Source organism: Burkholderia sp. 9779_493, from assembly GCF_015712215.1.
Taxonomy (GTDB): domain Bacteria; phylum Pseudomonadota; class Gammaproteobacteria; order Burkholderiales; family Burkholderiaceae; genus Burkholderia; species Burkholderia cenocepacia.
Genome location: NZ_JACCQA010000050.1, coordinates 16,636 through 40,703 on the forward strand (window position 1 = coordinate 16,636; position 24,068 = coordinate 40,703).

Below are 24,068 nucleotides of genomic sequence, written 5' to 3' on the forward strand. Positions count from 1 at the left end.
GGTTTCATCCCTAGAATAGCGGACGGCGAAACCGCGTCCAAGGCCGTCACCGTGCAGCGTTCGTCGAACGCTTCACCCGACATTCATGCGGTTTGGCCGAATAATGAACAACACCATTACACCATCCATGAAAAGAAGAACATTTCTCGCGCTGCCCGCCGTGGCGGCGTCCGGCATGCTGGCCGGCTGTTCCAGCGCCGACCTGGGGCCCGTCACCCATCGCCTGATGAAGGACCCTGAATACCGGGAAACGCTCTCGGCGTTCCTGATCAGCGCGGACGGGAAAAAGCTCGTCGTGATCGGCAAGCAGTATCACTACATTTTCGATGTGCCGCCGGCCCTCGCCGTCAACCTCACGGCACCCTACCGTCCCAAGTTGTATACCGACTTCGACGATTTCGAGACGCACGGCGATACGATCTCCGGGCGTTACGTGCTGCGGCTTGCGCGCGAGGATGCGCCTCCCGGCTCCGAGCTTCGCGAGCGTGCGCTCGCGGACGGTTTCAAGGACCAGCGCCACCAGCTGACGGAGAGCGGTACGATCAGCGGCAAGCGCTACCAGCCGAACGACGTCACGCCGTCGTCGCTCCCGCAGGCGTTCAATCACGAGTATGACGTCAAGGTCATCGAGCGGCCATCGGTACTCGGCAAGGGCGCCAAGCTCGCCCTGTCGCCGATCACGATGGCGGCGGACGGCGCGCTGGGCCTGCTTGGCCTCGCACTGTTCCCGATTGCGTTGACGGCCTTCATCGTCATCGCGAGCTGAGGGGAGTCCACGATGACATCCCCTGCACGACAACTGCTCCGGATCGCCTGCGCGGCCGCTTGCCTGGCATTCGCGCAACACGCCGTGGCCGACGACGACTGGGACGCCGCCCGCAAGGTGCGCACTTCCTGGGTATTCGCGTCGATGAAGGAAAGCGACGTGCGGCCGACGCTCGATCGCACGCTGAAGGACCAGCTGCGCTGGGCCCGTCTGCCCGGCAACGCGCCCGATGACGGCGCGTTCCGCTGCACGAAGCTCGCGGTGCCGCCGCCGTCGGCCGCTGCGCAGGCGGCGTTCGCCGCGGCGCCGTCGTCGCGCGGTCGCGATGCCGACAAAGCGTACGCGAAAGCCGCGTCGCTCGGCGCGTGGCGCGCGGCGGCGCGACTCGTCAACAGTTCGCTCGAGGACGAGGATTGGGAAGGCGCGCAGCCGGCGGTCGCGTGGCTGCTCGCGCATCAGGTACCGGCCGGATACAACAAGCTCGCGGACGTGATGCAGGCGATGTCGGGCTACGACGGCGAAACGCCCGGCGAACGCGTGAGGGGGATGATCGCGTCGTTGCGCTGGCGCGCGGCGCGTGAAGGCGATCCGGTCGCGCAGATGGAGATGGCCGATCTGTTCGAGAAGCTCGGCAACAGCGAGCGCGTGGCCGCGCTGCGCGCGTGCGCGACGCAGCAGAATCCGGAACTGAAATGAGGTGCGCCGCCGGTACGCCGCGGTGACAGGCGGCGTACCGGCGTGCACGACGACATCGCCCGTCAGACTTCGTAGCGTACCGCATGCGCTTCGGTCGGCAGCGGCAGATCCCAGCGCAGCAGCATCGCCTCGAGCGCCCGGTTCGTCAGCGACGTGTCGCGCCGCGCATTGCGGCGCAACAGTTCGGCGCGCGGCCGTTCGAGGTACACGAGCGTCACGTCGGCGCCGTATGCATACAGCAGGTCGAGCGTCTTCTTGCGCATCAGCGGCGACAGGTTCGTCGCATTCCACACGAACGGCCGCCGGTCGCGCAACAACGCCTTCGCGGCATCGACCGCATGGTGCGCGACCGCGCCCTCGTTGCGACCGTGACGCAGTCCCAACGCATCGCGCGCATCGTCGAACGACACGACCGGCAGATCCGGATGATGCCGCGCGACCCACGTGTTCTTGCCCGATGCCGGCAGGCCCGCCATCACGACGACCGGCGAGCCCGGCGTGCGAAACAGCGGATAGTCGGGATGCACGTCCGCGCCGCGGAAGTAGCTGAGTGCGGTATGCGCGTCGGCGAATGCACGCGGCTGGCCGTAACAGCCGTCCTCCCGCGCCAGTTCGCGCCACAGCTCGATATTGTCGAGCACACGCTGCGTGTCGTTGCAGATGCGCCCGCGAATGTCGGCTTCGGCGAGCAGGCACAACAGCGGCAGGCTGACCTGCCACGACAGCTCGCGCGCGATGAACTCGGGCGTGCCGCGGCGCGAGCCGCTCATCGCGAAGAACGGCACCTGGTGCACGGCGATCATCCGGCAGATGGCCTCGCGCACCGCGAACGGCACGCCGGCATCCCACAGCGCGATACGCGCGTCGATCGCCCCTTTGCGCGAGTGGCCGGGATGACCGATCGCACCGGTGACGGGATCGACGGCCGTCGTGCTCGACTTGGCGATGTCGTGCAGCAGCGCGGCCAGGAACACGATTTCCTGATCGGCGCGCGACGCCGTCCGATAACCGGGCAGCGCGAGCAATGCATCGATCACCATCATCGTATGCGTCCACACGTCGCCTTCGCCGTGATGCGCGGGCTCCTGCGGGGTGGTTTTCGCGTGTTCCAGCGCGGGGAACGCCGCGAGGCATGCGCGATAGTCCGGCTGCCGGCCGGGCGCAGGCACGAGCGCCTGCAGATGTTCGTACTTCATGATCGAGACTCCTGTCGAAGCGGCAGGCGGCCGCTTCGCATTCATTGGTTCGGATGCGCAGCCGGGCTCGGCCCCCACGTCACCGTCGGACGCGGTGCATACAGGTCGACACCCGGCGCGAGCAGGTTCGGGATGAACGGCTGCTCCGAGTGATGGCGCGCGGAATCGAGAATCGCCTGCACGAAATCGTGGCGCACCCACTTCAGGCGCGCGGTCGTCGTGTCGTCGGTCTCGATCTTCACGTAGAGCCCTTCGGACTGCTCCGACTTGTCGCACTGCTGCCACGCGCGCGCGAGGTCGAGCCCCTGCCGTCGCACGGTGTGCTCGAACGCGTGACGCCAGTCCGGCGTTTTTGCGAGCGACGGGCCGAGCAGCGCCTTGAGGTCCGCGAGCCGCGCCGGCGCCACGCCCTCGTACAGCACGGGCACCGACAGTACGGGGCCGTCGGCGAGCAGCGCGCGCCGCGCAGGCGTCGACAGGAAGCGGCCGGTCGCACGGTCGAACACGTCGAATTCGAGAAAATGATGCGGCAACGCGTCGTAGAACACCGCGTGCTTCTTGCTCATCGTCTCGCCGTACATCACGTAGCGATCGCCGAGGCGCTCGAGCAGCCAGCCGGCATGGGCCGCCGCCCACGTCTTCACGAAGCCGAACTGCCGCTCGCGGCCGCCGCCGGCCAGATAGTGGCCGCGCGACTGCAACAGCAGTTCGCCTGCCGGGCTGAAGCTGATGCCCGTGTTCGCACCGTCGAGCTTTTCCTCGACGACGAGGTGCGCGCCCGCGAGGGTGCGATAGGGAACGTGGTCGTGACCTTCGTCGCCGTCCTGCAGGCGCGAACCTTCAAGGTGCGGCGTGCGCGGGTAGCGTGCAAGGTCGAGCGATTGCGCGTAGGCGCGAAAATCCAGCGTCATGGTCTTTCTCCGGAAACAGGGAAAAAGCCGACGACGTGAACGAACGGACAGGAGTGCGTTGCGGTGTCAGTGCGAGTCCGGCAGCGGCCCTGCGATCACCGTTCCGGCGCGATGGCGCGAGCGGAACCGGGCAGGACGACGCGGCCGGGATGGCAGTCGTCGGCGTATCAGGCGAAGGGACGAATGATTGCGGGCACTTGGATCACCGATTCGATGAGGGTTCAGGGATGAAGCAGGCGGATGCTACGAAACGATTCCGGCGGTGTCAAGCACGACCGGACGAGTTCGTTACGGCCTTTCGAACGCGTTGAGCGCCTGCTGCGACGCGCCGCACGCGTGATCGATGCATGAATGATCCGGAATCCTATGTGTATGTTTTTCGCCACATCGGGTGCCGAAGCGATCGCCGGCATCGTGCCGTTCGCTTGCTGCGTCGGTCGCGTGGCCGTCGGCGGCGGTTGCGCCGGCGGCCACGCAACCGACGTCATGGTTTTCCCGGCCCGCAGGATGGCGCGGGGGGCCCATCGTTTTCGATACGCCCCCGCCCGCCACGCAGGCTGCAACGGTCTGCCGGGCGAATACGGGCTGCCGCGGGCGCCCGACCCTTTCTGCTCAGGAAAGGACGCTTGAAACATCCGCAATTATCACGTGCCGCCGATTTGCCCACCATGTGTCGGACGATCGGCGCAGCCGGCATGACCGGCGCTTGCACGAGTCCGGCGATGCGTGCCGTCGCGTCGCGCGGCCGGCGCGTGACGCCGGTCGCGAACGGCCGGGCCCCGCGCCCCGGCATATCGATAATCAGGAGACACGATGAACAGCCAATCCCTCGACCTCGGCGGCCATGCCGGCGGACCTGAATCCGCGCGGCCGCCGGCCGCTTCAGCAGGCGCCGGCGCCGATGCAGCGGCCCTTCCCGGCCGCCGCGTCACGCTCGGCGATTTCATGGACGATCTGCCGGTCGGTGCGCTGCACCGGTTCGTCGTCTGGGTGATCGGCATCGGGCTGTTCTTCGACATGTACGAGATATTTCTCGTCAGTACGATCGGCTCCGCGTTGCAGCATGAATACGGGCTGAGCCGGCAAAGCGCCGATTTCAAGCTATTGCTGGCGTCCGCGTTCATCGGCATGTTCGTCGGCGCGATGTGCCTCGGCAGCCTGGCCGACCGTATCGGCCGGCGCAAGGCGTTCCTGCTCACGCTCGGGTGGTACAGCGCGTTCTCGCTGGTCGGTGCGTTTTCGGTGAACGCCGACATGCTCGTGGCATGCCGGTTCCTGACGGGCATCGGCGTCGGCGCGATCTATCCGGTCGCCGACAGCTTCCTGTCCGAAATCCTGCCGAAGGACAAGCGCGGGCGGCTCGCGGCGTGGGCCTACACGACTTCGTATGTCGCGGTGCCGCTCGTCGGCTTTCTCGCGCTGTGGCTGAACCCGCTGCAGGTGGCGGGCGTCGCCGGCTGGCGCATCATCCTCGCGATCGGCAGCCTCGGCGTCGTGTACGTGCTGTTCATCCAGCACCGGTTGCCGGAAAGCCCGCGCTGGCTGCTCGCGCAAGGCCGCACGGCCGACGCGCACGCGGCGCTGCGGCGTTTCGCGGATAGCGCCGGCGTGCGCGTGCCCGAACACTTCGCGGCACCGGTCGAGCCGCAGCGGCCGCTCGGGCTCGGCGAGCGCATCGCGCTGCTGCGCCGCCAACCGTACGGCGCGCGCTACGTGATGCTGGCGATCTTTCACCTGCTCCAGGGCTTCGGCTATTACGGATTCGGTACGCTGGCCGGCACGGTCGTGAAAAGCCGCGGTTTCGACGTGACGGACAGCACGCTGTTCATCGCGCTGTCGTTCATCGGTTACCCGATCGGTTCGCTGCTGTCGATTCCGCTGCTCAACTGGATCGAGCGCCGCACGCTCGTGATCGTGTCGATCCTGTCGATCGCGGTGTTCGGGCTGTGCTTCGCGTATTCGGGCAATACCGTGCTGATCGTCGGCTTCGGATTCCTGACGACGTGCGCGTCGAACGTGTTCAGCAACGCGTATCACGTGTACCAGGCCGAGATCTTCCCGGCGCGCGTGCGCTCGACGGCGATCGGCAGTACCTATGCGCTGTCGCGCATCGTCAGCGGCGCGCTGCCGTTCGTGCTGCTGCCGGTGCTCGGCCACTACGGCGCGGGCGCGATGTTCGGCGTGATCTCGGTCGCGCTCGGCATCGTCGCCGTCACGCTGCGCGTGCTCGGACCGCTGACCACGCGGCGCAGCCAGGACGACATCAATCCGGTTTGACGGCGATGTGGGGTATGGGAAGATGGCGCTCCTGAATGAGCGAGCCGGCGACGCCACGGCTACCGGCGGAACATGAGGCCCAGCATAAGGACCGTACAGAACACCAGCCCCACCCCCCCCTGGAATCGGGTGATTCGAACCATCGTGGCCGACATGATGTCTTCCGGAGACATGTTGTAAAAGAATTTGTACGACCATCGCCAGGCCTTCGATCTGCAATAGAAAGCCAATATCCGTTCCGGACGAAATGCCATGATTGCGGATATCCCGATGCCATAAGTTAAGCAGGCAAAGGCGATAATGATGCGGTAGCTCGATTCGTTCATTGGGCGGCCCCAGATCAACCTTTCGAGGAAATGAGCAGAACGTCTGAAACAGGCTCGAACGCGAACCGATGATCGCGTTCCCGGGCGCCCGCACCGAACCGTTTTAACCGCGGGCAGCTCCGCTTCACCGCGCCGACATGAAATCGAACAGCTTCGCGACGTCGGTCGTCAGCACGGTGCCAGCTTTCACGCCGACCCACAGCGTGCGCGTCGCCCACGCGTCGTCGAGCTTCACGACACCGAGCCGCGCCGCGCGTTCGCCGGTCACCGCATCGCGCGGCAACACGCCGATGCCGAGCCCCGCCTCGATCATCCGGCTCACACCGTCGAAATTCGATACCTGGATCCGCAACTTCAGCGAGCGCTCGGCCGCGAACGCGGCGTCGGTCATGCGCGCGAGCAGCGAGCTGCCGTCGCTCAAGCCCACGTAGTCCTCGTCGAGCGTATCCGCGAAGCGGATGCCGTCGCGCGCGGCAAACCGGTGCGTGCGCGGCACGAGCAGCACGAGCTCGTCGCGCCGGTAGAGCCGCCGTTCGATGCCGGGCGCCGGCACGTTGTCCGCGAATACGCCGAGATCGGCCTTGCCCGACGCGAGCGCGTCGACGATCTCGTGGCTCAGCCGCTCCTCGAGGCTGACCTTGATGCCGGGGTTGTCGGTGAGGAACGCGGCGAGATCGGCGGGCAGGAACTGGACGATCGCGGACGTGTTGGTCCAGACGTGGATATGGCCGCGCACGCCGGCGACGTAGTCGCTCATCTCGTGCGCCATCCGGTTGACCTGCTCGATCACCTTCGCCGCATGATCGAGCAGTGCCCTGCCCGCGGGCGTCAGCTCGACGCCGCGCGCATGCCGGACGAACAGCGCGCTGCCGGTCACGCTTTCGAGTTCGGCGATGCGCTTGCTGACCGCGGACAGCGTGAGCTGGCCGTGTTCGGCCGCCTTCGTCAGGCTGCCGTGCTCGGCGACGAGCGCGAACACGCGCAGCGACTGCAGATCGAAATGAAGCGGGTTCACCATGTCGTGGAATCCTGGAAGGCCGTGCGCGGGACGCCGTCATCGCGCCGGCCTGACGCCGATCATACGCCCGGCCGTGCGCGTGCGATACGGCGCGGCTAACGCGGCGCGATGGCGTGCAATGCGGCGAGCATCGCGCCGTCGGGTGTCGCGAGATCGTCGAGCACCGCGAAGTGCTGCATGCCGGGCAGCCACGTGCGGGCGATCCGCTCGCCGGCGGCTTCGCACGCCGTCGCGTATTCGTCTGCCTGCCGGACGAGTTCGGGCAGTTCGGCCTCGCCCACCGCCACGACGGTCGGGGCGCCGGGCCCGATGTGATGCAGCGGACTGTATGCGTCGACTTCGTGCGCGGTGAGTTGCAGCTTGTCGTTCAGGCAGCACAGTGCGATCGGTTCGAGATCGACGAGCGGGCTGATCGCAAGCGCCGACGCCACGGCCGGGTGCGCGCGATGCATCGCCGTCAGATGGCCGCCCGCCGAATGGCCGCTCAGATGGATCGGTCGCCCCGCGATGCCGAGGCCGTCGCGGTCGGCCGCGAGATGGTCGAGCAGCGCGCCGATCTCGCCGACGATATCGGTCATCGTCGCGACCGGCGCGAGCGTGTATTCGGCGAGCACGACGTCGTAGCCGCGCGCGAGCGGCCCGCTCGCCGCATACGCGAAATCCTCTTTCGTGCAGTGCTGCCAGTAGCCGCCGTGGATGAACACGAACAGCGGCGCGTCGGGCTGCCCGCACGGCAGCCAGTCGAAACGCTGCGCGGGTTGCGCGCCGTAACGCAGGTCGCGGCGGCCGGGCGTCGCTGCGTACAGCGCCGCACTGCGCGCCTGGCATGACGCGAGCAATGCGGGGAAATCGGGAACGGCCTTCGTGTTCAGGTACGCGGCGTCGAGCGCCGCGCGGTCCATACCGCGATAGAGGATCGTCATTCGGGAAGCGCCTGGATCGGGTTGCGGAAGCGCGCGGCACGGTCGTCCCGAGCGCGCGGCGAAGGCGGCGGCCTGGCCGACACCGTTGCACCATTATCCGCAGCGCGGCCGCGCGCGGCTATCCGGAATCGGCGGGCGCGGCGCGTGCCTGTCCGCTTTCGGCGAACGAATATGGCGGCGTGCGCGCAACCGCATCCGGCAGGTCAGATCGGCTCGGAGATTTCGATCAGGTTCAGGTCGGGATCGCGCACGTAGATCGAACGGATCTTCTGCGTCGCGCCCGTGCGTTCGACGGGCCCTTCGACGATCGGCCAGCCGACGCGCCGCAGGTGCGCGATCACGTCGTCGAGCGGCACCGACGCGATGAAGCACAGATCGAGCGCGCCGGGCACCGGCACATGCGCTTTCGGCTCGAACTCCGCGCCGCGCACGTGCAGGTTGATCTTCTGGTTGCCGAACCGGAACGCGAGCCGGCCCGCGCCGAAGGTTTCGAGCTGCATCTGCAGCACCTCGGTGTAGAAATGCCGGGTCCGTTCCGGATCGACGCAGGTCAGCACGAGATGATCGAGGTGGTCAATCAGCGCCATGGAATTCGCTCCTGTTCCTGTGGTGGTTCACGATTCACGAGAAAGCGCGTTGCGCGGGCATGTCGCCGGCGCCGGCGCACGGCGGCGGATGAAGGTCCGAGCGGCGGCCGGCCTTCAGGATCTGGCTCGGCACGTCGTGCCCGATCAGCGCGGGCAGCCGTGCCGACGCGGCGAGCACGGCCGCGAGGTCGATGCCCGTATCGTAGCCGTCGAGCTCGAGCATGTGCACCAGTTCCTCGGTGCACACGTTGCCGGTCGCACCCGGCGCGTACGGGCAGCCGCCGAGCCCGCCGAGCGACGCGTCGAAGCGGTCGATGCCGGCGTCGAGCGCCGCCAGCGTGTTCGCGAGCGCCATCCCGCGCGTGTTGTGGAAGTGCAGCGTGAGCTGCAGCGCGCGGAAGCGCTCGCGTGCGCGGCGGGACAAATCGCGCACCTGCGACGGGAACGCCATGCCGGTCGTGTCGCACAGCGTGAAGCCGTGCACGCCGAGCTCCGCGAAGCGCTGCATCCACGCGAGCACCGTTTCGGCCGGCACGTCGCCTTCCATCGGGCAGCCCATCGCGGTCGACAGCGACACGTTGATCGCGACACCCGTGCCGCGCACGGCGTCGATCACGTCGCGCAATTGCGCGAACGACTGCTCGCGCGTCATCCGCAGGTTCGCGCGGTTGTGGCTCTCGCTCATCGACATCACGAGGTTCACCTCGTCGACACCGCACGACAGCGCGCGCTCGGCGCCGCGCACGTTCGGCACGAGCACCGTATAGACGACGCCCGGTGCGCGCGCGATGCCATGCATCACGGCTTCCGCGTCGCGCAGCGCGGGAATCGCCTTCGGCGACGTGAACGACGTGACCTCGATCTTCGCGTAGCCGCATGCGCTCAGCGCGTCGACGAGCGCGATCTTGTCGTCGGTGTCGACGAATGCCGCTTCGTTCTGGAAACCGTCGCGGGTCGCGACTTCGTGGAGATGGAGTCGGTGCGGATGCAGGTTCATGTCTTCGTTCCGGTGGCCGTTTCAGATCACGCCGCGCGTGCGCCAGTCGTCGCGCGTCGCCGCGTCGATGCCGAGCGATTCGAGTACCGCGTCGGTATCCGCGCCGAGCGCGGGCGCCGGCCGCTCGATGCGTCCGGGCGTCGCGTCGAGTTTCGGCACGATGCCCGGCACGAGCACCGGCGTGCCGTCGGGCAGCGCGGCGTCGACGATCATGTCGCGCGCACGGTAGTGCGGATCGGCCGCGATGTCGGCCACGTCGTAGATGCGTCCGGACGGAATGCGCGCGTCGTTCAGCGCGGCGAGCACGTCGTCGAGGTCGTGGCGGGCGCTCCACTCGCCGATCGCCGCATCGATGCGCGCGACCTGCGCGACGCGTCCGTCGTTGTGCGCGAGCGCCGGATCGTGGCCGAGATCGGGGCGGCCGATCAGCTCCATCAGGCGCCGGAAGATGCTGTCGCCGTTGCCGGCGATCAGCGCGTACTTGCCATCGCGGCAACGGTACGCGTTGGTCGGCGCGATGCCGGGCAGGCTGCTGCCGGCCGGCTCGCGCACCGCGCCGAACGCCGCATATTCGGGCAGCAGGCTTTCCATCAGGTTGAACACCGATTCGTACAGCGCGACGTCGACGACCTGCCCCTTGCCGCCCTGCTGCTCGCGATGGCGCAACGCGAGCAGCACGCCGATCACGCCGTGCAGTGCCGACAGCGAATCGCCGAGCGAGATGCCGACGCGCACCGGCGTGCGGCCCGGTTCGCCGGTCAGGTGGCGCAGCCCGCCCATCGCCTCGGCGATCACGCCGAAGCCGGGGCGGTCGCGATACGGGCCCGTCTGCCCGAAGCCCGACACGCGCAGCATCACGAGCCCCGGGTTGATCGCGGACAGCGCGTCCCAGCCGAGCCCCCAGCCTTCGAGCGTGCCGGGCCGGAAGTTTTCGATCAGCACGTCGGTGTCGGCGACGAGGCGGCGCACGACGTCCTGCCCTTCGGGCGTGCGCAGGTCGAGCGTGAGCGAGGTTTTGTTGCGCGACTGCGCGGCCCACCAGACCGACGTGCCGTCGTGCAGCAGCCGCCATTTGCGCAGCGGATCGCCGACGCCGGGCGGCTCGACCTTGATGACGTCCGCGCCGAATTCGGCGAGCATCCGGCCCGCGAACGGCCCGGCGATCAGTTGGCCAAGCTCCAGCACGCGGATGCCGTCCAGGGGGCGTGTCATGACTGTCTCCGATGAAATCGTGTTGTCGATGACGGCGATCATGACCGCGTTCGCGCCCGGCGAAAATCGATCGATGGTCAACCCGCCTTTCCGAAACGGAAAGGTGCGCGTTGGCGCGAGCACGGCGGCGGCCATGTGCGAGGCATCCGCCTTTCCTGGCGGGAAAGCGCGCTCGCGCAACGGTCAAACGACGGCGCGCGCGCCGCCGGCACAATCGATGCCGTTCCGCGCCACCGGCGCCTGCCAGCGAGACCCGCCATGTTTTCCGTTTCCTCTCCCGCGAAGATCGTGTTCCTCGACCGCGCGACGCTGTCGCCGCAGACGGTGCTGAAGCCGTTTCCGTTTCCGCACGCATGGCAGACGTTCGACCGGACAGCCGCGCACGAAGTCGCGGCGCGCATCCGCGACGCGGACATCGTCGTGACCAACAAGGTACGGCTCGACGCGACGGCCCTCGCCGGCGCGCGGCAGTTGCGGATGATCGCGATCGCGGCGACCGGCACCGACATCGTCGATCTCGATACGTGTGCGTCGCGCGGGATCGTCGTGAGCCATATTCGCGGCTATGCGGTGCGCACGGTGCCCGAGCACACGTTCGCGCTGATCTTCGCGCTGCGCCGCAGCCTCGTCGCTTACCGCGACGCGGTGCGCGCCGGGCGCTGGCTCGACAGCGGACAGTTCTGCTTCTTCGATCATCCGATTCGCGACCTGGCCGGGTCGACGCTCGGGATCGTCGGCGACGGCGTACTCGGGCGCGCGGTGGCCGCCATCGCGCGTGCGCTCGACATGCGGGTGCTGTTCGCGGCGCACGGCGACGCAGCGGGTGACGGTCATGTACCGCTCGACACGCTGCTGCGCGACAGCGACGTGATCACGCTGCACTGCCCGCTCACGCCCGCGACGCGGCACCTGATCGACGCGCACGCATTCGCGCGGATGGCGCGCCGGCCGCTGCTGATCAATACCGCGCGCGGCGGGCTCGTGGACGAAAGCGCGCTCGTCGATGCATTGCAGTCGGGGCAGATCGCGGGCGCGGGGTTCGACGTGGTCACGCAGGAGCCGCTGCCGGCCGCGCATCCGTTTCACGCGATCCTGTCGCATCCGGCGTTCATCCTGACGCCGCACGTCGCGTGGGCGAGCGACGAGGCGATGCAGGCGCTGGCCGATCAGCTGGTCGACAACGTCGCCGCGTTCGTCGACGGCGAGCCGCGGCACGTCGTGTGACACGTACAAACGGAACGGCCCCGCTCGATTGCTCGAAGCGGGGCCGACAGGATGCGGGGCTGCTCACGCCAGCGACCCGGCACGTAACGGGTTCGTGCATTCGCGCTGTCTTGCTGCGGGTTTCCGAATACGTGACGAGACGACTTCAGGGTATTCAGACCGGCAGTGATGTCGTGCAGGTCCGAAAAGCGGAAAGCACGCTCAGTAAGCGGACATCTCGACGCAAGGATCGACCTTGGACGGCGAGCAGATGACCGAGTACTTCGCGCTCTCGCGCATCAGCGCTTCGCCTTCGTGCAGCGCGATCTTGATCTCGGGGTGACGCTCGTACGCAAGGAAGGCCGAGCACACGACGGCGGACATCACAACGAGGGAAAACACAAATTTTTCAAGGGTTTGGAAACGTTCAGGCATGATGTGGACCTTTCTCTCAGCCCGTAATTATACCTTGAGATAAGGGTTTTCCCTATAGCCCTGCCCGCATACCGAGGATGCGTTCAAACGAGATGGAACCGAAGATTGCGCCCTTTTTTCAGGACATGCGGCCGGGGCGGCCGGCAAGGCCGAGGCGGGCTGCTCGAGGACGAGAAAGCGGCTTGCCGCGGGCGCGTTACCGGCCCGCTGCGTCACGTCACTCCGACGCCGACGCACCGCTCGCCGCGTTGCCGGGCCACGCCTTGCCGATATGGTCGATCAGCGACTTCGCGGTACCCGTCACGAGCGCCGCGTCGACGCCCGACGTCTGCCACGAACCGTCGGCCGCCTTCACGAAGGTCAGGTTCGCGCGCGACGGCGAGTAATCGGCGTTGCGCCACGTGACCACGACGTCGCACGAATACGTGCGATCGCCGAGTTTCTTGCAGTCGCCGTCGGGTTTCGCCGACACGACGTCGGCCGACACGGGCAGCGGCTGGCCGAACAGCGCGTTCAGGCCGCCGTGGTTTTCCGCTTCGAGCGCGCGGCGCACGGCGGCGTCGACGTCGCTCGATCCGGGGCCGTCGTGAAGCAGGTTACAGGCGGCCAGCAGCGTCGAGACGCCGGCGAGTGTCAGCAGCGTATGAAACTTCATGGATATCCGTCGATCGGGTGAACGCCGCGTAGTCTGCAACGTCCCCGGGTCGTGTGCGGTATCCATTTGTAACCAATTGCACGCTGCCCGGCGGCCCGGCGCGATCGTGCGACGCCCTCGCCTACTGCCGCTCCTGCTTCACGCGGCTCACGAGTTGCGTCGGACTGACGAACTGCAGCGCGATCACGACCCATACGAGCGTGATGGCCATGTAGATCATCGCCATCGCGTCGATCGACTGCGGCGCGCGCACGCCGGTCGAGAACACCGCGTAATACAGCGCGACGACGAGCGTCTGCGTGCTCGGGCCCGCGGTGAAGAACGTCAGCTCGAACATCCCGATCGTGCGCACCAGCACGAGCAGCCCGGCCGCGAGCATGCCGGGCACCAGCAGTGGCAGCAGCACGTAGCGGAAATAGCGCCACGTGTTCGCGCCGAAGATGCGCGCGGCGGCTTCGAGGTTCGGATCGATTTGCTCGATGAACGGCGTCATCACGAGGATCACGAACGGCAGCGCCGGCACCAGGTTCGCGAGGATCACGCCTGGCAGCGTGCCCGCGAGTCCGATCTTGTACATCACGGTCGCCATCGGAATCCCGTACGTGACGGGCGGCACCATCAGCGGCAGCAGGAACACCAGCAGCGCGAAGCGCTTGCCGCGGAACTGCACGCGCGCGAGCGCATACGCGGCCGGCACGCCGAGCGCGATCGACAGCAGCACGACCGCGCCGACGACCTCGACGGTCACCCACAGCACGCTCGCGAGCTGGAAGTCTTCCCACGCCTTCGCATACCAGCGCAGCGTGAAGCCCTGCGGCAACGGCGTGCCGAACCAGCGCGTCGCGACCGAGTTCACCGCGACGGTCGCGATCAGCAGCATCACGTTCAGCAGGAAGAACGCCATCAGCCCCCAGACGAGCGCCTTCCATGCGCGGCCGGCGAGGTGGTTGTTCATCCGCTGCGGTTTTCCGGTGTCGACGGGCCGCGCGTCGGGCGCATCGTGTTTCGGCGGCCACGTGCGAGCGGCATGATTGTCGGTCGCCATCAGCCCTTGCCTCCCGTCACCGCGCCCGTATAGAAGAAGCGGCGCGCGCCGAGCATCGACGCGACCACCAGCAACTGCACGAAACCCATCACGATCGCGATCGCCGACGCGAGCGAATAGTCGTAGCTTTCGAACGCGGCTTCGGCGGCCGCGATCGAGATCACGCGGGTCGGCCCGGCGGGCGCGCCGAGCAGCACGGCCGACGGAAACACCGAGAACGCCTGCACGAACGACAGGCACGCGGCCATCGTGAGCCCCGGCACGAGCAGCGGCAGGTAGATCTGCCGGAACTGCTGCCACGGGTTCGCGCCGAGCGTCGCGGCCGCGCGCGCGAGCGTCGGGTCGATGCCGCTGATGTACGACAGCATCAGCAGGAACGCGAACGGAAAACCCGACACGATCAGCGACAGCAGCACGCCCCAGTAGTTGTGCGTGAGGCGCACTTCGTCGGTGTACAGGTGCAGCCCCTGCAGCGCCTGCGGGAACCAGCCGTTCGGCCCGAAATACGTGAGCATCCCGTCCGCGACGAGCACCGTGCCGAGCGTGACGGGAATCACGAGCAGCGTCGTGACGAATTTCTGGTACGGCGAATTGCGGCGCAGCGCGAACGCGACGGGCACCGCGATGCCGACGTTGAGCAGCGTCGCCGGCACCGCGAGCTTCAGCGTGACGAGCACGGTCGGCCACATCGCGGTGTCGGTGAAGAACTGCACGTAGTTCGCGAGCGCGCCGCCGCCGTTCGTCGCGTTCGTCGGCTGGAACGACAGCACGAGGCCGTACGCGAACGGATAGATGAACAGCGCGGCGATGAACGCGAGCGCCGGCGTGACGAGCCAGGCTTTCGCGTCGCGCGGCGCGCCGCCGGTCGCGAGCGTGCTCATGCGGCCTCCGGGCGCGACGTCGCCGCGCATGCCGGTTGGCGCAATCCGGTCATCGGACGTCTCCCGCATAGACCAGCGTGCGCGCCGGCGCGACGCGCAGCCGCAGCGGTTCACCTTCCGTGAACTCGCCGGCCATACGGGCCCAGACCGCACCGAACGGCGTGATCGCGCGGATCAGCGAGTCGCGGCCGCCGTATTCGACCGTCTCGACGGTCGCGTCGAACGCGTTGTCGGCAACGGCTTCCGCGCGCTCGATGTCGTCCGGACGCAGCGCGACCACGACCTCCTTCGCGTCGAAGCCGGCCATCGGCACACCGGTGAGGCGCACGCCGCCCGACGTGACGTTCACGTACTCGCCAGCCATTCCTGCGAGCGTAAACGGCAGCACGTTGCGATAGCCCATGAAGCGCGCGACATGCAGGTTGTGCGGGCGCGTGTAGACGTCCTTCGGCGACGCGACCTGCTGCACGACGCCCTCCTTCATCACGACGATGCGGTCGGCCATCGACAGCGCCTCGTCCTGGTCGTGCGTCACGTAGATCGTCGCGCGTTCGAGCTGCGTGTGGATGCGGCGGATCTCCGCGCGCATCTCGATGCGCAGTTTCGTGTCGAGGTTCGACAACGGCTCGTCCATCAGCACGAGCGGCGGCTCGATCACGATCGCACGCGCGATCGCGACACGCTGCTGCTGCCCGCCCGACAATTGCCCGGGCAGCTTGCCCTCGTGGCCGACGAGTTGCACGAGTTCGAGCGCCTGCTGCGCGCGCCGCCGCGTTTCCTGCTTCGGCACGCCGCGCATCTTGAGGCCGAAGCCGACGTTGTCGAGCACCGACATGTGCGGAAACAACGCGTAGTTCTGGAACACCATCCCGAAACCACGCCGCTCGGGCGGCAGCACGTCGATGCGCACGTCGTCGAGCCAGATGCCGCCGCGCGTGAGCGGCTGCAGCCCGGCGATGCAGTTCAGCGCGGTCGATTTGCCGCAGCCCGACGGGCCGAGCAGCGCGATGAACTCGCCGCGCCGGATCTCGAGGTCGAGCCCGTTCAGCGCGGCGACCTGCGCGCCTTCCGTATTGGTGAAACTGCGGCATACACCGTCGAGCCGCAATTGTTCGAAACTGTGCTTCATTGCGCGAACTCCATCGACGCGGGCGCCGCGGCGCCCGCCGGTTCAGGCGTCATTTCGATTTTTGCGACCCGATCTCGCGATCCCATTTCTGGAACGCGGCGACCATCGCCTGCGCGTTGAGCGGCTGCACGTGCGGACGGTCGGCGAGCAGCTTCGCGTATTCGGGGCGGCCGAATTTCCTGATCACTTCCTGGCTGTGGGCGGGCGCCATCTCGAGCGTCACGCCCTTCACCGCCGGGCCCGGATAGAAGTAGCCGTCGTCGTAGGTCATCGCCTGCTGCGCCGGTTCGAGCAGGAAGTTCATCAGCTTGAACAGCACGTCCAGTTTTTCCTTCGGCACCCCCTTCGGGATCACCATGTAGTGCGCGTCGTTCACCCACGTCATGTTGTCGAACGCCTGGATCTTGAATTCGGCCGGCACGATGCCGAGCGCGCGCGGGTTGAGGTCCCAGCCGGTGACGGTCACGGTCATGTCGCGCGTGCCTTCGCCGAGCTCCTTCATCACCGCCGACGTGCCGCCCGGGTAATACGGCACGCAGTCGTTCAACTGTTTCAGGAACGCCCAGGTCTTGTCCCAGCCGTTGATCGGGTCCTGCGGATTCTTGTCGCCGAGCACGTACGGCAGCCCCATCAGGAACGTGCGGCCGGGGCCCGAGTTCGCCGGGCGCGCATAGATCAGCTTGTTCGGGTGCGCCTTGCACCACGCGAGCAACTGGTCGGGCGTCTTCGGCGGGTCGCTGACCTTCGCCGGGTTGTATTCGAGCAGCGGGCCGGCCGGCATGTAGGTGACTTCGAGGCCGTAGCCCTGCGCGAGATCCTGCATCTTGCGCGGGCCCGGCGCGTACTTGTCGAGCACGCCGGGGAGCGCCCCCGCGTTGTCGGGCAGGAGCTTTTGCCACAGGTTCTGCTCGATGCCGGCGGCCAGCGCGTCGGTGCCCGTCAGCACGAGGTCGATGTCGGAGCGCCCCGCCGCCTGCATCGCCTTGATCTTGCCCGGCAACTGCGGCGCGGGCGCATTCGTGAACGTGACGTTCGACACGAGGGTCGGATTCTTCTCCTTGAACGCCTCGATGGCCTTCTGCGTGAGCTGCAGGTTGCCGGCCACGTCGACGATGTTCAGCGATACGGGGGCTGCCACGGCCGCGGCAGCCGACAGCGTGAAGCCCAGGGCGAGTGCGATCCGGCGGACACGGCGAGCGATCGGGGTGGTGTTCATGTCTCCTCACTTCGGTCGGTGGATGGGACCTTTCTTGTCAGGAAATCATGACGGCGTTATACGATGTCGGTCAACAAAAAACCACGGATTGCGGGGCGGGACTTTCCCTGACAAAAACCTTCCGTTTGTTAAGGAATTGTGTGGCGACCGGCTTGCCGGGGACCACGGGATCGCGTGGTGCGGCGTGTTAAGACGTCGTATCTCAGCGCGTGGCGAAACGGTATCGCGTCGGGTCGCATGGCGGCCAGTGCGGCCCCCGGCCGGCGCGCGCCGCCCCGGTCGGGCCGGCGCACGGCGGATGGATCTTCCGTCAGGCCGCGCGAAGCGTCGCCACTTCCCCGATCCACCGCTCCGCATCGTGCCACTCGCCGTAGCCGGATGCCGGGTTCAGGTGCCCGACCTCGCCGAGATCGACGAGCCGGCTGCCCCACCCGGCCGCCAGCGTCTCGACGCGTTCGAAGCGCGCGAGCGGATCGTTGCGGCTCGCGGCGACGATGCTCGGAAACGGCAGCGGCCCGGTCGGCACCGGGGTCCAGCCGTGCGCGGCGAGCGCGCCGGGCGTCGGATAGCCTGCGGGCATCGGCGTATCGAGATCGGCCGGCGCCGCGAGCAGCGCCCCGTGAATCGCGCGAGTGGCCTGCCGCGCCCAGTGCACGACGATCATCACGCCCGCGCTGTGTGCGACCAGCATCACCGGCCCGTCGATCGCGGCCAGCGCCGCATCGAGTGCCGCGACACGCGCGGCGCGGCTCAGCTTGTCGGCGTCGAGCGGCGCGACGGAGCGTGCGTTCGGCAGACGTCGTTCGAGATGCGTCTGCCAATGGTCTTCGACGTGATCGCGCAAGCCGGGCACGATCAGGATGGTGGGGGCGGTCGCCAGGGTCATGCAGCCTCCAGGAAGCGGTCAGGAAGAAGGTTCAGGACAGTCGTGTCGCGCGCCGTTCGCGTTCGACGCGCGCGAGATCGGCCGCATAGCTCGCGCGTCCGATCGCGAACAGCACGGCCGCCGCGAGCGGCACGGCCGGAATCCATTGCAGTGCGTCGACGAGCCCGGCGCGATCGGCCGCCCATCCCGTCAGCAGCGGACCCGGCGCCATGCCGAGCAGGTTGTTCGCGAGCGTGAGCGTCGCGAACGCCGACGCGTGGATCGCGGCCGGCGTGAGGTTCGCGACCATCGCGCCCGATGCGCCGGACGAGCCCGCGCCGACCAGCATGCCCGCGCAGATCAGCGCGAGCTGCGGCGGCCCGGGCGGCAACCGGAACGCGACCGCGAGACACACGCCGGTGAGCACGCAATACGTGATCGCGGTCAGCCATTTGCGCGAGCCGTCGGCCCGGCCGACGCGGTCGGTGACGATGCCGCAGCCGACCATCCCGACGCCCGCGAGCAGCACGAAGCCGGCCGCAAGCACGGCCGCGCGGTCGGGCGCCATCGCGTAGTAGCGGTTCAGGTAGCTCGGCAGCCACGCGAACAGCGCGCCCGGCACGAACAGGTGCAGCCCGCTGCCGAGATACGCGCAGATCACCGAGCGCGATGCGAACAGTCCCGACATCAGCGCCCGCACGCTGCCGCGCAGATCGCGCGGCGCGTCGGCCTCGCGCCGGCACGATTCGACGCGGTACGCGGCGAGCCGCCGCTCGGTCACGACGCAGCGGTACGCGACGAGCAGCACGATGCCGAGCGCGGCCATCACGCCGAACGACCAGCGCCAGCCGAGATGCGCGCCGACCAGCCCGCCGAGCGCCATCCCGAACACCGAACCGAATGCGCCGCCGGCCATGAATGCGCCGGTGAGCGTCGCGCGCAGCCGGGCCGGAAAGATGCTGAGGATCAGCGCGACGCCGACGCTGCCGTACGCGGCTTCGCCGAGCCCGACGAGGCCGCGCGCGACCAGCATTTCCGCGTAGCTGGTCGACAGCGCGCAGCCGAGCGTCGCGACGCTCCACAACGCGGCCATCAGCACGATGCTGCGCACGCGCCCGAAACGGTCGGCGAGCACCGACAGCGGAAACGTCAGCAGCCCGACCAGCAGCGCGACGACGCCGGACAGCGAACCGAGCTGCGTGTCCGACAGCGCCCATGCGTGCTTGAGCAGCGGAAACACCGCGTTGAGCACCTGCCGCGACATGTAGTCCGACAGCAGCAGCCCGACGGTCAGCCCGAACACGAGCCACGCATACGCAGGCGCGCGCCGCTCGGTGGCCGTCCGGTCCTGCAGCGACGGCTCGATGTGATGAATCAACATGCGTGTCTCCTCCGGCACCGGGGCGGCAATGCGCCGGCGCGGCTTGCGCGGCCCCGCTCCGTGTCCCGGAGCTTGCCCTCGCGCGTCGCGCGAGGATGGGTGCCGCGCCACCTCGATCGGCGGGCGGCGCTCGCGGCCGCCCGGGACGCTGCGCGTCAGGCCGCGCGCAGCGGCACGCTCACCTGGCCCGGCCGGCGGTTCGGCGCCATCCCGAGCTGCGCGAGCGTTTCGTCGACGCCGTCGTACTGCACGCCGATCCGGTAGATCGCCTTCGCCTCCTTGCCGGTCGCGATCTCGCGGCCGAGTTCGCGGGCAATCCGTACGCACTGCTCGACCTGCTGCACCGACGTCATCCGGTTGCCCTTCTGGTCGATGATCGTGTCCTCGATCCCGCAGCGCGGATGCAGGCCGAGCGCCATCGCGACCGTGTTGATCGGCAGCACGTTCTTCATCAGCGATTCGAGCGTGATGCAGGCGCCGTCCGGGCAGCGCCGCACGAATTCCATGAAGTTGTACGGATTCGGGCCGTCGAAGCCGCCGCCGATGCCGACCCACGTGACGTTCAGCGGGCCGCGATAGACGCCGCGCCGGATGATCCGTTCGAGCGTTTCGAGCGCATGCATGCCGGTCAGCTGGAAATGCGGCTGAATGCCGGCCGCCTGCAGGCGGCGCAGGTGTTCGTCGACCCAGCCGGGGCCGGCGGGCACCGTCATCTCGCGATAGGCGTCCCACAGCGCGGCCTCGTTCAGCGACGTGCCGGCGATGTCCTTGCGGCTCATCAACTCGGTGATGTTCATCTGCACGGTGTTGATCGCGACCGTCACCTGGTCGGGCTTCGGCGTCAGCTCGGCGAGCATGTGGCGCGTGTCGTCGGACAGCCATTTCGCTTCGGCGCCGTCGCCTTCCGGCGCGAACGAGATCGAGCCGCCGACCTGCAGGATCATGTCCGGCACCGCTTCGCGCAGCCGGCCGAGCAGTTCGTTGAATTTCGACAGCCGCTTGCTGCCCTTGCCGTCGAGTTCGCGCACGTGCAGGTGCAGCACGGTCGCGCCTGCGTTGTAGCAGTCGACGGCCTTCTGCACGTGCTCGTCCATCGTCACCGGAATGTCTTCCGGAAAATCGGCGGGCATCCATTCGGGGCCGTACGGCGCGACCGTGATGACCATCTTGTCCTGGTTTTCCGGGTGCAGCGAATCGTCGAGAAATTGCATGTCGTCCTCCAGTGGGAATCGTTGTGGTTCGGGCGTACGAGGCCGTACCGGCGTGCGTACCCCGCCACGCCGGGCGGCGAGCCCGGCGCGTCGTGTCTCGGGTGGCGAATCGGTCGGCGCGCGGTGGCGCTCAGAACGGCACGTCGCCGACGATGCCCGCGCGCTCCATCCGGCGCACGCACGGCGGGTAGTCCATCACCGCGTAATGCTGCGTGCTGCGGTTGTCCCAGATCGCGACGCTGTTCTTCTTCCAGCGCCAGCGCACCTGGTATTCGGGGATATAAGCCTGGCTGATCAGGTACTGCAGCAACTGGCCGGCGCCGGGGTTCGCGTCCTGCCCGTAGCGCACGCGCGCCGGCGTGTGGAAGTTCGTGAAATGCGTGGCGAACGCATTCACGTACAGCACCTTCTCGCCGGTTTCCGGATGCGTGCGCACGACCGGATGCTCGGCGTCCGGATACTGCGCCTTCAGCGCGAGGCGCTTGTCGACCGGCATCGCCGCGCCGAAGCTCGCCTCGATGCTGTGACGCGCGCGCAAGTCGGCGATCTGCTGCTTCACGTGGTCCGGCAGGCGCTCGTACGCGAGCACCATGTTCGCCCACATCGTGTCGCCGCCAACCGGCGGACCCTCGATACAGCGCAGCACGCAGCCGAACGGCGGCGCCACGCGCCAGCTCGCATCGCTGTGCCACGCATTCTCGTAGCGGTCGTTCGGCTGGTCGGGCGACTTGTAGATCCGCACGAGCCCGGGGTGCTCGGGATCGCTGCCGGCGACCGGATGATCCTCGAGCTCGCCGAAGCGCCGCGCGAACGCGACGTGCTCGGCGCGCGTGATGTCCTGGTCGCGCAGGAACAGCACGCGATGCCGCAGCAACTGCGCGCGGATCTCGGCGAACAGGCCGTCGTCGTGCACGGCGTCGGCGAGGCTCACGTCCAGCAGTTCCGCACCGATCGCGCAGGTCAGGGGTTCGACTCGCATGCGCGCCTCCTCAGACGATGAACACCGACGAACCGGTCGTCTTGCGCGATTCGAGATCGCGGTGCGCATGCGCGGCGTCCTGCAGCGCATAGCGCTGGTTGATCTCGATCCTGATGCGGCCGGCCGCGACGTGCGCGAACAGTTCGCCGGCCAGGTCGTTCTTCTCGGCCGGATCGGCGATGTAGTCGGCCAGCGCCGGGCGCGTCAGGTACAGCGAGCCCTTCATCGCGAGACGCTGCGGATCGAACGGCGGGATCGGGCCCGACGCGGTGCCGACGCACACCATCAGCCCGCGCCGCTTCAGCGAATCGAGCGAGCCTTCGAAGGTGTCCTTGCCGACGCTGTCGAACACGACGTCGACACCGGCGCCGTCCGTCAGTTCGCGCACGCGCTTCGCGACGTCCTCGCGGCTGTAGTCGATCGTGTGGTCGCAGCCGTGCGCGCGGGCGATCGCGGCCTTGTGTTCGCTGGAGACGGTGCCGATCACGTTGAGCCCGAGCAGCTTCGCCCACTGCGACACGATCAGCCCGACGCCGCCGGCGGCCGCATGCAGCAGGATCGTGTCGCCCGGCGCGAACGCATGGATGCGGCGCAGCAGGTAGGCCGACGTGAGGCCGCGCATCGTCATCGCGGCAGCCGTTTCGCACGCGATGCCGGCCGGCAGCCGGACGAGCGGCGCGGCGGGGATCAACCGTTCGGTGCTGTACGCACCCAGCGTGTTCAGGAAGCCCGTGTAGGTCACACGGTCGCCGACGGCGACGTTCGTCACGCCGGGGCCGACGGCCTCGACCACGCCGGCCGCCTCGACGCCGATGCCGGCCGGCAGCGGCACCGGATACAGGCCGCTGCGGAAATACGTGTCGGCGAAGTTCAGGCCGACCGCCTCGTGCCGCAGGCGTACCTGGCCGGCGCCCGGATCGCCGACGTCGACCGTCTCCCAGCGCAGCACGTCGGGGCCGCCGGTTTCGTGGAATCGCACTGCATGTGCCATCTTGTTCTCCGTCAATCGTCAGTCCGATGCGCGTCGCGCATCGGCGGGTTCGTTCGTGTCCGGCGGCGTCGCGGGTGCGTTGTCCGCCGGGGGTTCGTCCAGTCCGGTCCAGTCGGCGTCGCCGAGGTAGCGCCGCGCGGCCGGGAAAATCACGCCTTCGATGCGCCCCATCTGCTCGAACGCGCCGTGCGCATAGCGGGCCAGCGCGGCGTCGAACGCGGCCGACGGCAGCCCGTCTTCGGCGAGCCGCGCGAGCGCGCCGAGGGCGTGCGTGTCGCGCTGGCGCTGACGGTCGAGTTCGTCCAGTTCGGCCGCGACGCACTCCGCACGAACGCGCAATGCCGCGAAGAGCCGCGCTTCGGTGGCCGTGCCGAACCGGGCGTTCTGCAGCGCGGCGAGCGCAGCCAGCGCGCGCCGTGCGTCGGCCGCTTGCCGATGCGGCTCGTTCGTCGCGTCGCCAAGCGCCGCCAGCGCGTGCAGCAGCCCCCCGGCCATGCGATGCGCATCGAGGCAGCGCGCGATCACGCGCGCCGCGGCGGGCGCCCGCCGCGACGGGCAGACGAGCACCGGCACGCCGCTCGTCGCGAGCAACTGCCGTCGCTGCGCGCGGGCCGCCGCATCGGCGTCGGGCGGCAGCGCCGCGACGCCGATCAGGTCGCAGCCGAGTTCGCCGGCCAGCACGCCCGGCGACGCGTCGCCGGCCCCCGGATGGCCGGCCCCCGGTTGGCCGGCCCCCGGATGGCCGGCCCCCGCGATCCCATGGGACAGGCCCTGCGCCCGCGCGGCGGCTTCCACTTTCGCACCGTGTCCGGGCAGCTGCGCTCCGGATAAACGCGAGTCCGGCGCGGCGGCGGGCAGCACGAACGTGACCCGCGCGCCGACCGCGCGCGCCAGTTCGAGCGCGTCGCCGATCGCGTCGATGCCGCCGGGCGCGTCGTCGACCGTCACGAGCAGATGGCGGTACATCGTGTCGCTCCGCTCAGCCGGCGGTCGGCGCGTTACGCGTCGCGCCGGTCGATACGATCTTCATGGGTGCCCTCCTCGTGGCGTTCGTCATGCATCGGAACCCATGCTATCGACGCCGCGCCGGGGCGGCCCCACTCGTCGCGGGGGGGATTGACGCACGAACGCGGTTCGACCGATCCTTGCCGCACGCCCACCCCGGACG

23 protein-coding genes are annotated in these 24,068 nt (G+C 68.5%); 4 read left to right on the forward strand and 19 right to left on the reverse strand.

Annotated elements, in window-relative coordinates:
* Nucleotides 1–103: 103 nt before the first annotated feature.
* The gene (locus H0X95_RS32320; protein WP_230204645.1) at nt 104–766 is read left to right on the forward strand and encodes a 5-formyltetrahydrofolate cyclo-ligase; all 663 of its coding nucleotides are present in this window, start codon (nt 104–106) and stop codon (nt 764–766) included.
* A 12-nt stretch (nt 767–778) separates the two neighbouring features.
* Nucleotides 779–1,462 (forward strand): hypothetical protein, encoded by a 684-nt coding sequence (locus tag H0X95_RS32325; protein WP_059723519.1) that lies wholly within the window; start codon nt 779–781, stop codon nt 1,460–1,462.
* A gap of 62 nt (nt 1,463–1,524) precedes the next feature.
* Here the strand turns inward: H0X95_RS32325 and H0X95_RS32330 are convergent, their stop codons facing one another.
* On the reverse strand, nt 1,525–2,658 hold the full coding sequence (locus tag H0X95_RS32330) for an AAA family ATPase (RefSeq protein ID WP_006483574.1): 1,134 nt from the start codon (nt 2,656–2,658) through the stop codon (nt 1,525–1,527).
* 41 nt (nt 2,659–2,699) lie between these two features.
* Nucleotides 2,700–3,569 carry an RNA ligase family protein gene (locus H0X95_RS32335; RefSeq protein WP_006483567.1) on the reverse strand — a complete coding sequence of 290 codons (870 nt, stop codon included), beginning with the start codon at nt 3,567–3,569 and terminating at the stop codon, nt 2,700–2,702.
* An 813-nt stretch (nt 3,570–4,382) separates the two neighbouring features.
* Here H0X95_RS32335 and H0X95_RS32340 point away from each other — a divergent pair.
* On the forward strand, nt 4,383–5,846 hold the full coding sequence (locus H0X95_RS32340; RefSeq protein WP_059723521.1) for an MFS transporter: 1,464 nt from the start codon (nt 4,383–4,385) through the stop codon (nt 5,844–5,846).
* A 450-nt stretch (nt 5,847–6,296) separates the two neighbouring features.
* On the opposite strand, the gene H0X95_RS32345 is transcribed toward H0X95_RS32340, so the two are convergent.
* The 5 genes from H0X95_RS32345 to H0X95_RS32365 form a co-directional block, all read right to left on the reverse strand.
* Nucleotides 6,297–7,190 (reverse strand): LysR family transcriptional regulator, encoded by an 894-nt coding sequence (locus tag H0X95_RS32345; protein ID WP_006483569.1) that lies wholly within the window; start codon nt 7,188–7,190, stop codon nt 6,297–6,299.
* Nucleotides 7,191–7,285: 95 nt separating this feature from the next.
* Nucleotides 7,286–8,113 carry an alpha/beta hydrolase gene (locus H0X95_RS32350; RefSeq protein ID WP_006497256.1) on the reverse strand — a complete coding sequence of 276 codons (828 nt, stop codon included), beginning with the start codon at nt 8,111–8,113 and terminating at the stop codon, nt 7,286–7,288.
* A 203-nt stretch (nt 8,114–8,316) separates the two neighbouring features.
* Nucleotides 8,317–8,700 carry a VOC family protein gene (locus H0X95_RS32355; RefSeq protein WP_048986531.1) on the reverse strand — a complete coding sequence of 128 codons (384 nt, stop codon included), beginning with the start codon at nt 8,698–8,700 and terminating at the stop codon, nt 8,317–8,319.
* 34 nt (nt 8,701–8,734) lie between these two features.
* On the reverse strand, nt 8,735–9,697 hold the full coding sequence (locus tag H0X95_RS32360) for a hydroxymethylglutaryl-CoA lyase (RefSeq protein ID WP_059723527.1): 963 nt from the start codon (nt 9,695–9,697) through the stop codon (nt 8,735–8,737).
* Nucleotides 9,698–9,718: 21 nt separating this feature from the next.
* Nucleotides 9,719–10,909 (reverse strand): CaiB/BaiF CoA transferase family protein, encoded by a 1,191-nt coding sequence (locus H0X95_RS32365; protein WP_059723760.1) that lies wholly within the window; start codon nt 10,907–10,909, stop codon nt 9,719–9,721.
* Nucleotides 10,910–11,167: 258 nt separating this feature from the next.
* Here H0X95_RS32365 and H0X95_RS32370 point away from each other — a divergent pair, with 258 nt between their 5' ends.
* A complete protein-coding gene (locus H0X95_RS32370; RefSeq protein WP_034201767.1) occupies nt 11,168–12,133 on the forward strand; it encodes a D-2-hydroxyacid dehydrogenase in 966 nt (321 codons plus the stop codon).
* A 201-nt stretch (nt 12,134–12,334) separates the two neighbouring features.
* Here the strand turns inward: H0X95_RS32370 and H0X95_RS32375 are convergent, their stop codons facing one another.
* The 12 genes from H0X95_RS32375 to H0X95_RS32430 all read right to left on the reverse strand — a co-directional run bounded on the left by H0X95_RS32375 (nt 12,335) and on the right by H0X95_RS32430 (nt 23,866).
* Entirely contained in the window at nt 12,335–12,547 is a 213-nt protein-coding gene (locus H0X95_RS32375; protein WP_006497261.1) for a hypothetical protein, read from the reverse strand.
* Nucleotides 12,548–12,764: 217 nt separating this feature from the next.
* A complete protein-coding gene (locus H0X95_RS32380) occupies nt 12,765–13,202 on the reverse strand; it encodes a hypothetical protein (protein WP_059723529.1) in 438 nt (145 codons plus the stop codon).
* Nucleotides 13,203–13,323: 121 nt separating this feature from the next.
* Nucleotides 13,324–14,247, reverse strand: coding sequence for an ABC transporter permease (locus tag H0X95_RS32385; protein WP_006483582.1), 924 nt, complete (start codon nt 14,245–14,247; stop codon nt 13,324–13,326).
* Nucleotides 14,247–15,128 carry an ABC transporter permease gene (locus H0X95_RS32390; RefSeq protein WP_006483578.1) on the reverse strand — a complete coding sequence of 294 codons (882 nt, stop codon included), beginning with the start codon at nt 15,126–15,128 and terminating at the stop codon, nt 14,247–14,249. The genes H0X95_RS32385 and H0X95_RS32390 overlap by 1 nt, the downstream gene beginning before the upstream one ends.
* A 49-nt stretch (nt 15,129–15,177) precedes the next feature.
* A complete protein-coding gene (locus H0X95_RS32395; protein WP_059723535.1) occupies nt 15,178–16,257 on the reverse strand; it encodes an ABC transporter ATP-binding protein in 1,080 nt (359 codons plus the stop codon).
* A 49-nt stretch (nt 16,258–16,306) separates the two neighbouring features.
* Nucleotides 16,307–17,473 (reverse strand): ABC transporter substrate-binding protein, encoded by a 1,167-nt coding sequence (locus H0X95_RS32400; protein WP_006483573.1) that lies wholly within the window; start codon nt 17,471–17,473, stop codon nt 16,307–16,309.
* 310 nt (nt 17,474–17,783) lie between these two features.
* Nucleotides 17,784–18,359 carry an RBBP9/YdeN family alpha/beta hydrolase gene (locus tag H0X95_RS32405; RefSeq protein ID WP_006483577.1) on the reverse strand — a complete coding sequence of 192 codons (576 nt, stop codon included), beginning with the start codon at nt 18,357–18,359 and terminating at the stop codon, nt 17,784–17,786.
* A gap of 31 nt (nt 18,360–18,390) precedes the next feature.
* On the reverse strand, nt 18,391–19,719 hold the full coding sequence (locus tag H0X95_RS32410) for an MFS transporter (RefSeq protein ID WP_059723536.1): 1,329 nt from the start codon (nt 19,717–19,719) through the stop codon (nt 18,391–18,393).
* 155 nt (nt 19,720–19,874) lie between these two features.
* The gene (locus H0X95_RS32415; protein WP_059723540.1) at nt 19,875–20,930 is read right to left on the reverse strand and encodes a 3-keto-5-aminohexanoate cleavage protein; all 1,056 of its coding nucleotides are present in this window, start codon (nt 20,928–20,930) and stop codon (nt 19,875–19,877) included.
* Between the two features lie 130 nt (nt 20,931–21,060).
* A complete protein-coding gene (locus tag H0X95_RS32420; RefSeq protein WP_006490883.1) occupies nt 21,061–21,909 on the reverse strand; it encodes a TauD/TfdA dioxygenase family protein in 849 nt (282 codons plus the stop codon).
* A gap of 10 nt (nt 21,910–21,919) precedes the next feature.
* Nucleotides 21,920–22,900: a quinone oxidoreductase family protein gene (locus H0X95_RS32425; RefSeq protein WP_059723544.1), complete on the reverse strand. Its 981-nt coding sequence runs from the start codon at nt 22,898–22,900 to the stop codon at nt 21,920–21,922.
* 18 nt (nt 22,901–22,918) lie between these two features.
* Nucleotides 22,919–23,866, reverse strand: a complete 948-nt coding sequence (locus H0X95_RS32430) for a hemerythrin domain-containing protein (protein ID WP_059723546.1) — start codon at nt 23,864–23,866, stop codon at nt 22,919–22,921.
* Between the last annotated feature and the right edge of the window lie 202 nt (nt 23,867–24,068).

Excerpts from the sequence above, each read along its gene's own strand:
- H0X95_RS32320 (WP_230204645.1), top strand. The coding sequence starts at position 104 with ATGAACAACACCATTACACCATCCATGAAAAGAAGAACATTTCTCGCG.
- H0X95_RS32325 (WP_059723519.1), top strand. The coding sequence starts at position 779 with ATGACATCCCCTGCACGACAACTGCTCCGGATCGCCTGCGCGGCCGCT.
- H0X95_RS32330 (WP_006483574.1), bottom strand. The coding sequence starts at position 2,658 with ATGAAGTACGAACATCTGCAGGCGCTCGTGCCTGCGCCCGGCCGGCAG.
- H0X95_RS32335 (WP_006483567.1), bottom strand. The coding sequence starts at position 3,569 with ATGACGCTGGATTTTCGCGCCTACGCGCAATCGCTCGACCTTGCACGC.
- H0X95_RS32340 (WP_059723521.1), top strand. The coding sequence starts at position 4,383 with ATGAACAGCCAATCCCTCGACCTCGGCGGCCATGCCGGCGGACCTGAA.
- H0X95_RS32345 (WP_006483569.1), bottom strand. The coding sequence starts at position 7,190 with ATGGTGAACCCGCTTCATTTCGATCTGCAGTCGCTGCGCGTGTTCGCG.
- H0X95_RS32350 (WP_006497256.1), bottom strand. The coding sequence starts at position 8,113 with ATGACGATCCTCTATCGCGGTATGGACCGCGCGGCGCTCGACGCCGCG.
- H0X95_RS32355 (WP_048986531.1), bottom strand. The coding sequence starts at position 8,700 with ATGGCGCTGATTGACCACCTCGATCATCTCGTGCTGACCTGCGTCGAT.
- H0X95_RS32360 (WP_059723527.1), bottom strand. The coding sequence starts at position 9,697 with ATGAACCTGCATCCGCACCGACTCCATCTCCACGAAGTCGCGACCCGC.
- H0X95_RS32365 (WP_059723760.1), bottom strand. The coding sequence starts at position 10,909 with ATGACACGCCCCCTGGACGGCATCCGCGTGCTGGAGCTTGGCCAACTG.
- H0X95_RS32370 (WP_034201767.1), top strand. The coding sequence starts at position 11,168 with ATGTTTTCCGTTTCCTCTCCCGCGAAGATCGTGTTCCTCGACCGCGCG.
- H0X95_RS32375 (WP_006497261.1), bottom strand. The coding sequence starts at position 12,547 with ATGCCTGAACGTTTCCAAACCCTTGAAAAATTTGTGTTTTCCCTCGTT.
- H0X95_RS32380 (WP_059723529.1), bottom strand. The coding sequence starts at position 13,202 with ATGAAGTTTCATACGCTGCTGACACTCGCCGGCGTCTCGACGCTGCTG.
- H0X95_RS32385 (WP_006483582.1), bottom strand. The coding sequence starts at position 14,247 with ATGGCGACCGACAATCATGCCGCTCGCACGTGGCCGCCGAAACACGAT.
- H0X95_RS32390 (WP_006483578.1), bottom strand. The coding sequence starts at position 15,128 with ATGAGCACGCTCGCGACCGGCGGCGCGCCGCGCGACGCGAAAGCCTGG.
- H0X95_RS32395 (WP_059723535.1), bottom strand. The coding sequence starts at position 16,257 with ATGAAGCACAGTTTCGAACAATTGCGGCTCGACGGTGTATGCCGCAGT.
- H0X95_RS32400 (WP_006483573.1), bottom strand. The coding sequence starts at position 17,473 with ATGAACACCACCCCGATCGCTCGCCGTGTCCGCCGGATCGCACTCGCC.
- H0X95_RS32405 (WP_006483577.1), bottom strand. The coding sequence starts at position 18,359 with ATGACCCTGGCGACCGCCCCCACCATCCTGATCGTGCCCGGCTTGCGC.
- H0X95_RS32410 (WP_059723536.1), bottom strand. The coding sequence starts at position 19,719 with ATGTTGATTCATCACATCGAGCCGTCGCTGCAGGACCGGACGGCCACC.
- H0X95_RS32415 (WP_059723540.1), bottom strand. The coding sequence starts at position 20,930 with ATGCAATTTCTCGACGATTCGCTGCACCCGGAAAACCAGGACAAGATG.
- H0X95_RS32420 (WP_006490883.1), bottom strand. The coding sequence starts at position 21,909 with ATGCGAGTCGAACCCCTGACCTGCGCGATCGGTGCGGAACTGCTGGAC.
- H0X95_RS32425 (WP_059723544.1), bottom strand. The coding sequence starts at position 22,900 with ATGGCACATGCAGTGCGATTCCACGAAACCGGCGGCCCCGACGTGCTG.
- H0X95_RS32430 (WP_059723546.1), bottom strand. The coding sequence starts at position 23,866 with ATGTACCGCCATCTGCTCGTGACGGTCGACGACGCGCCCGGCGGCATC.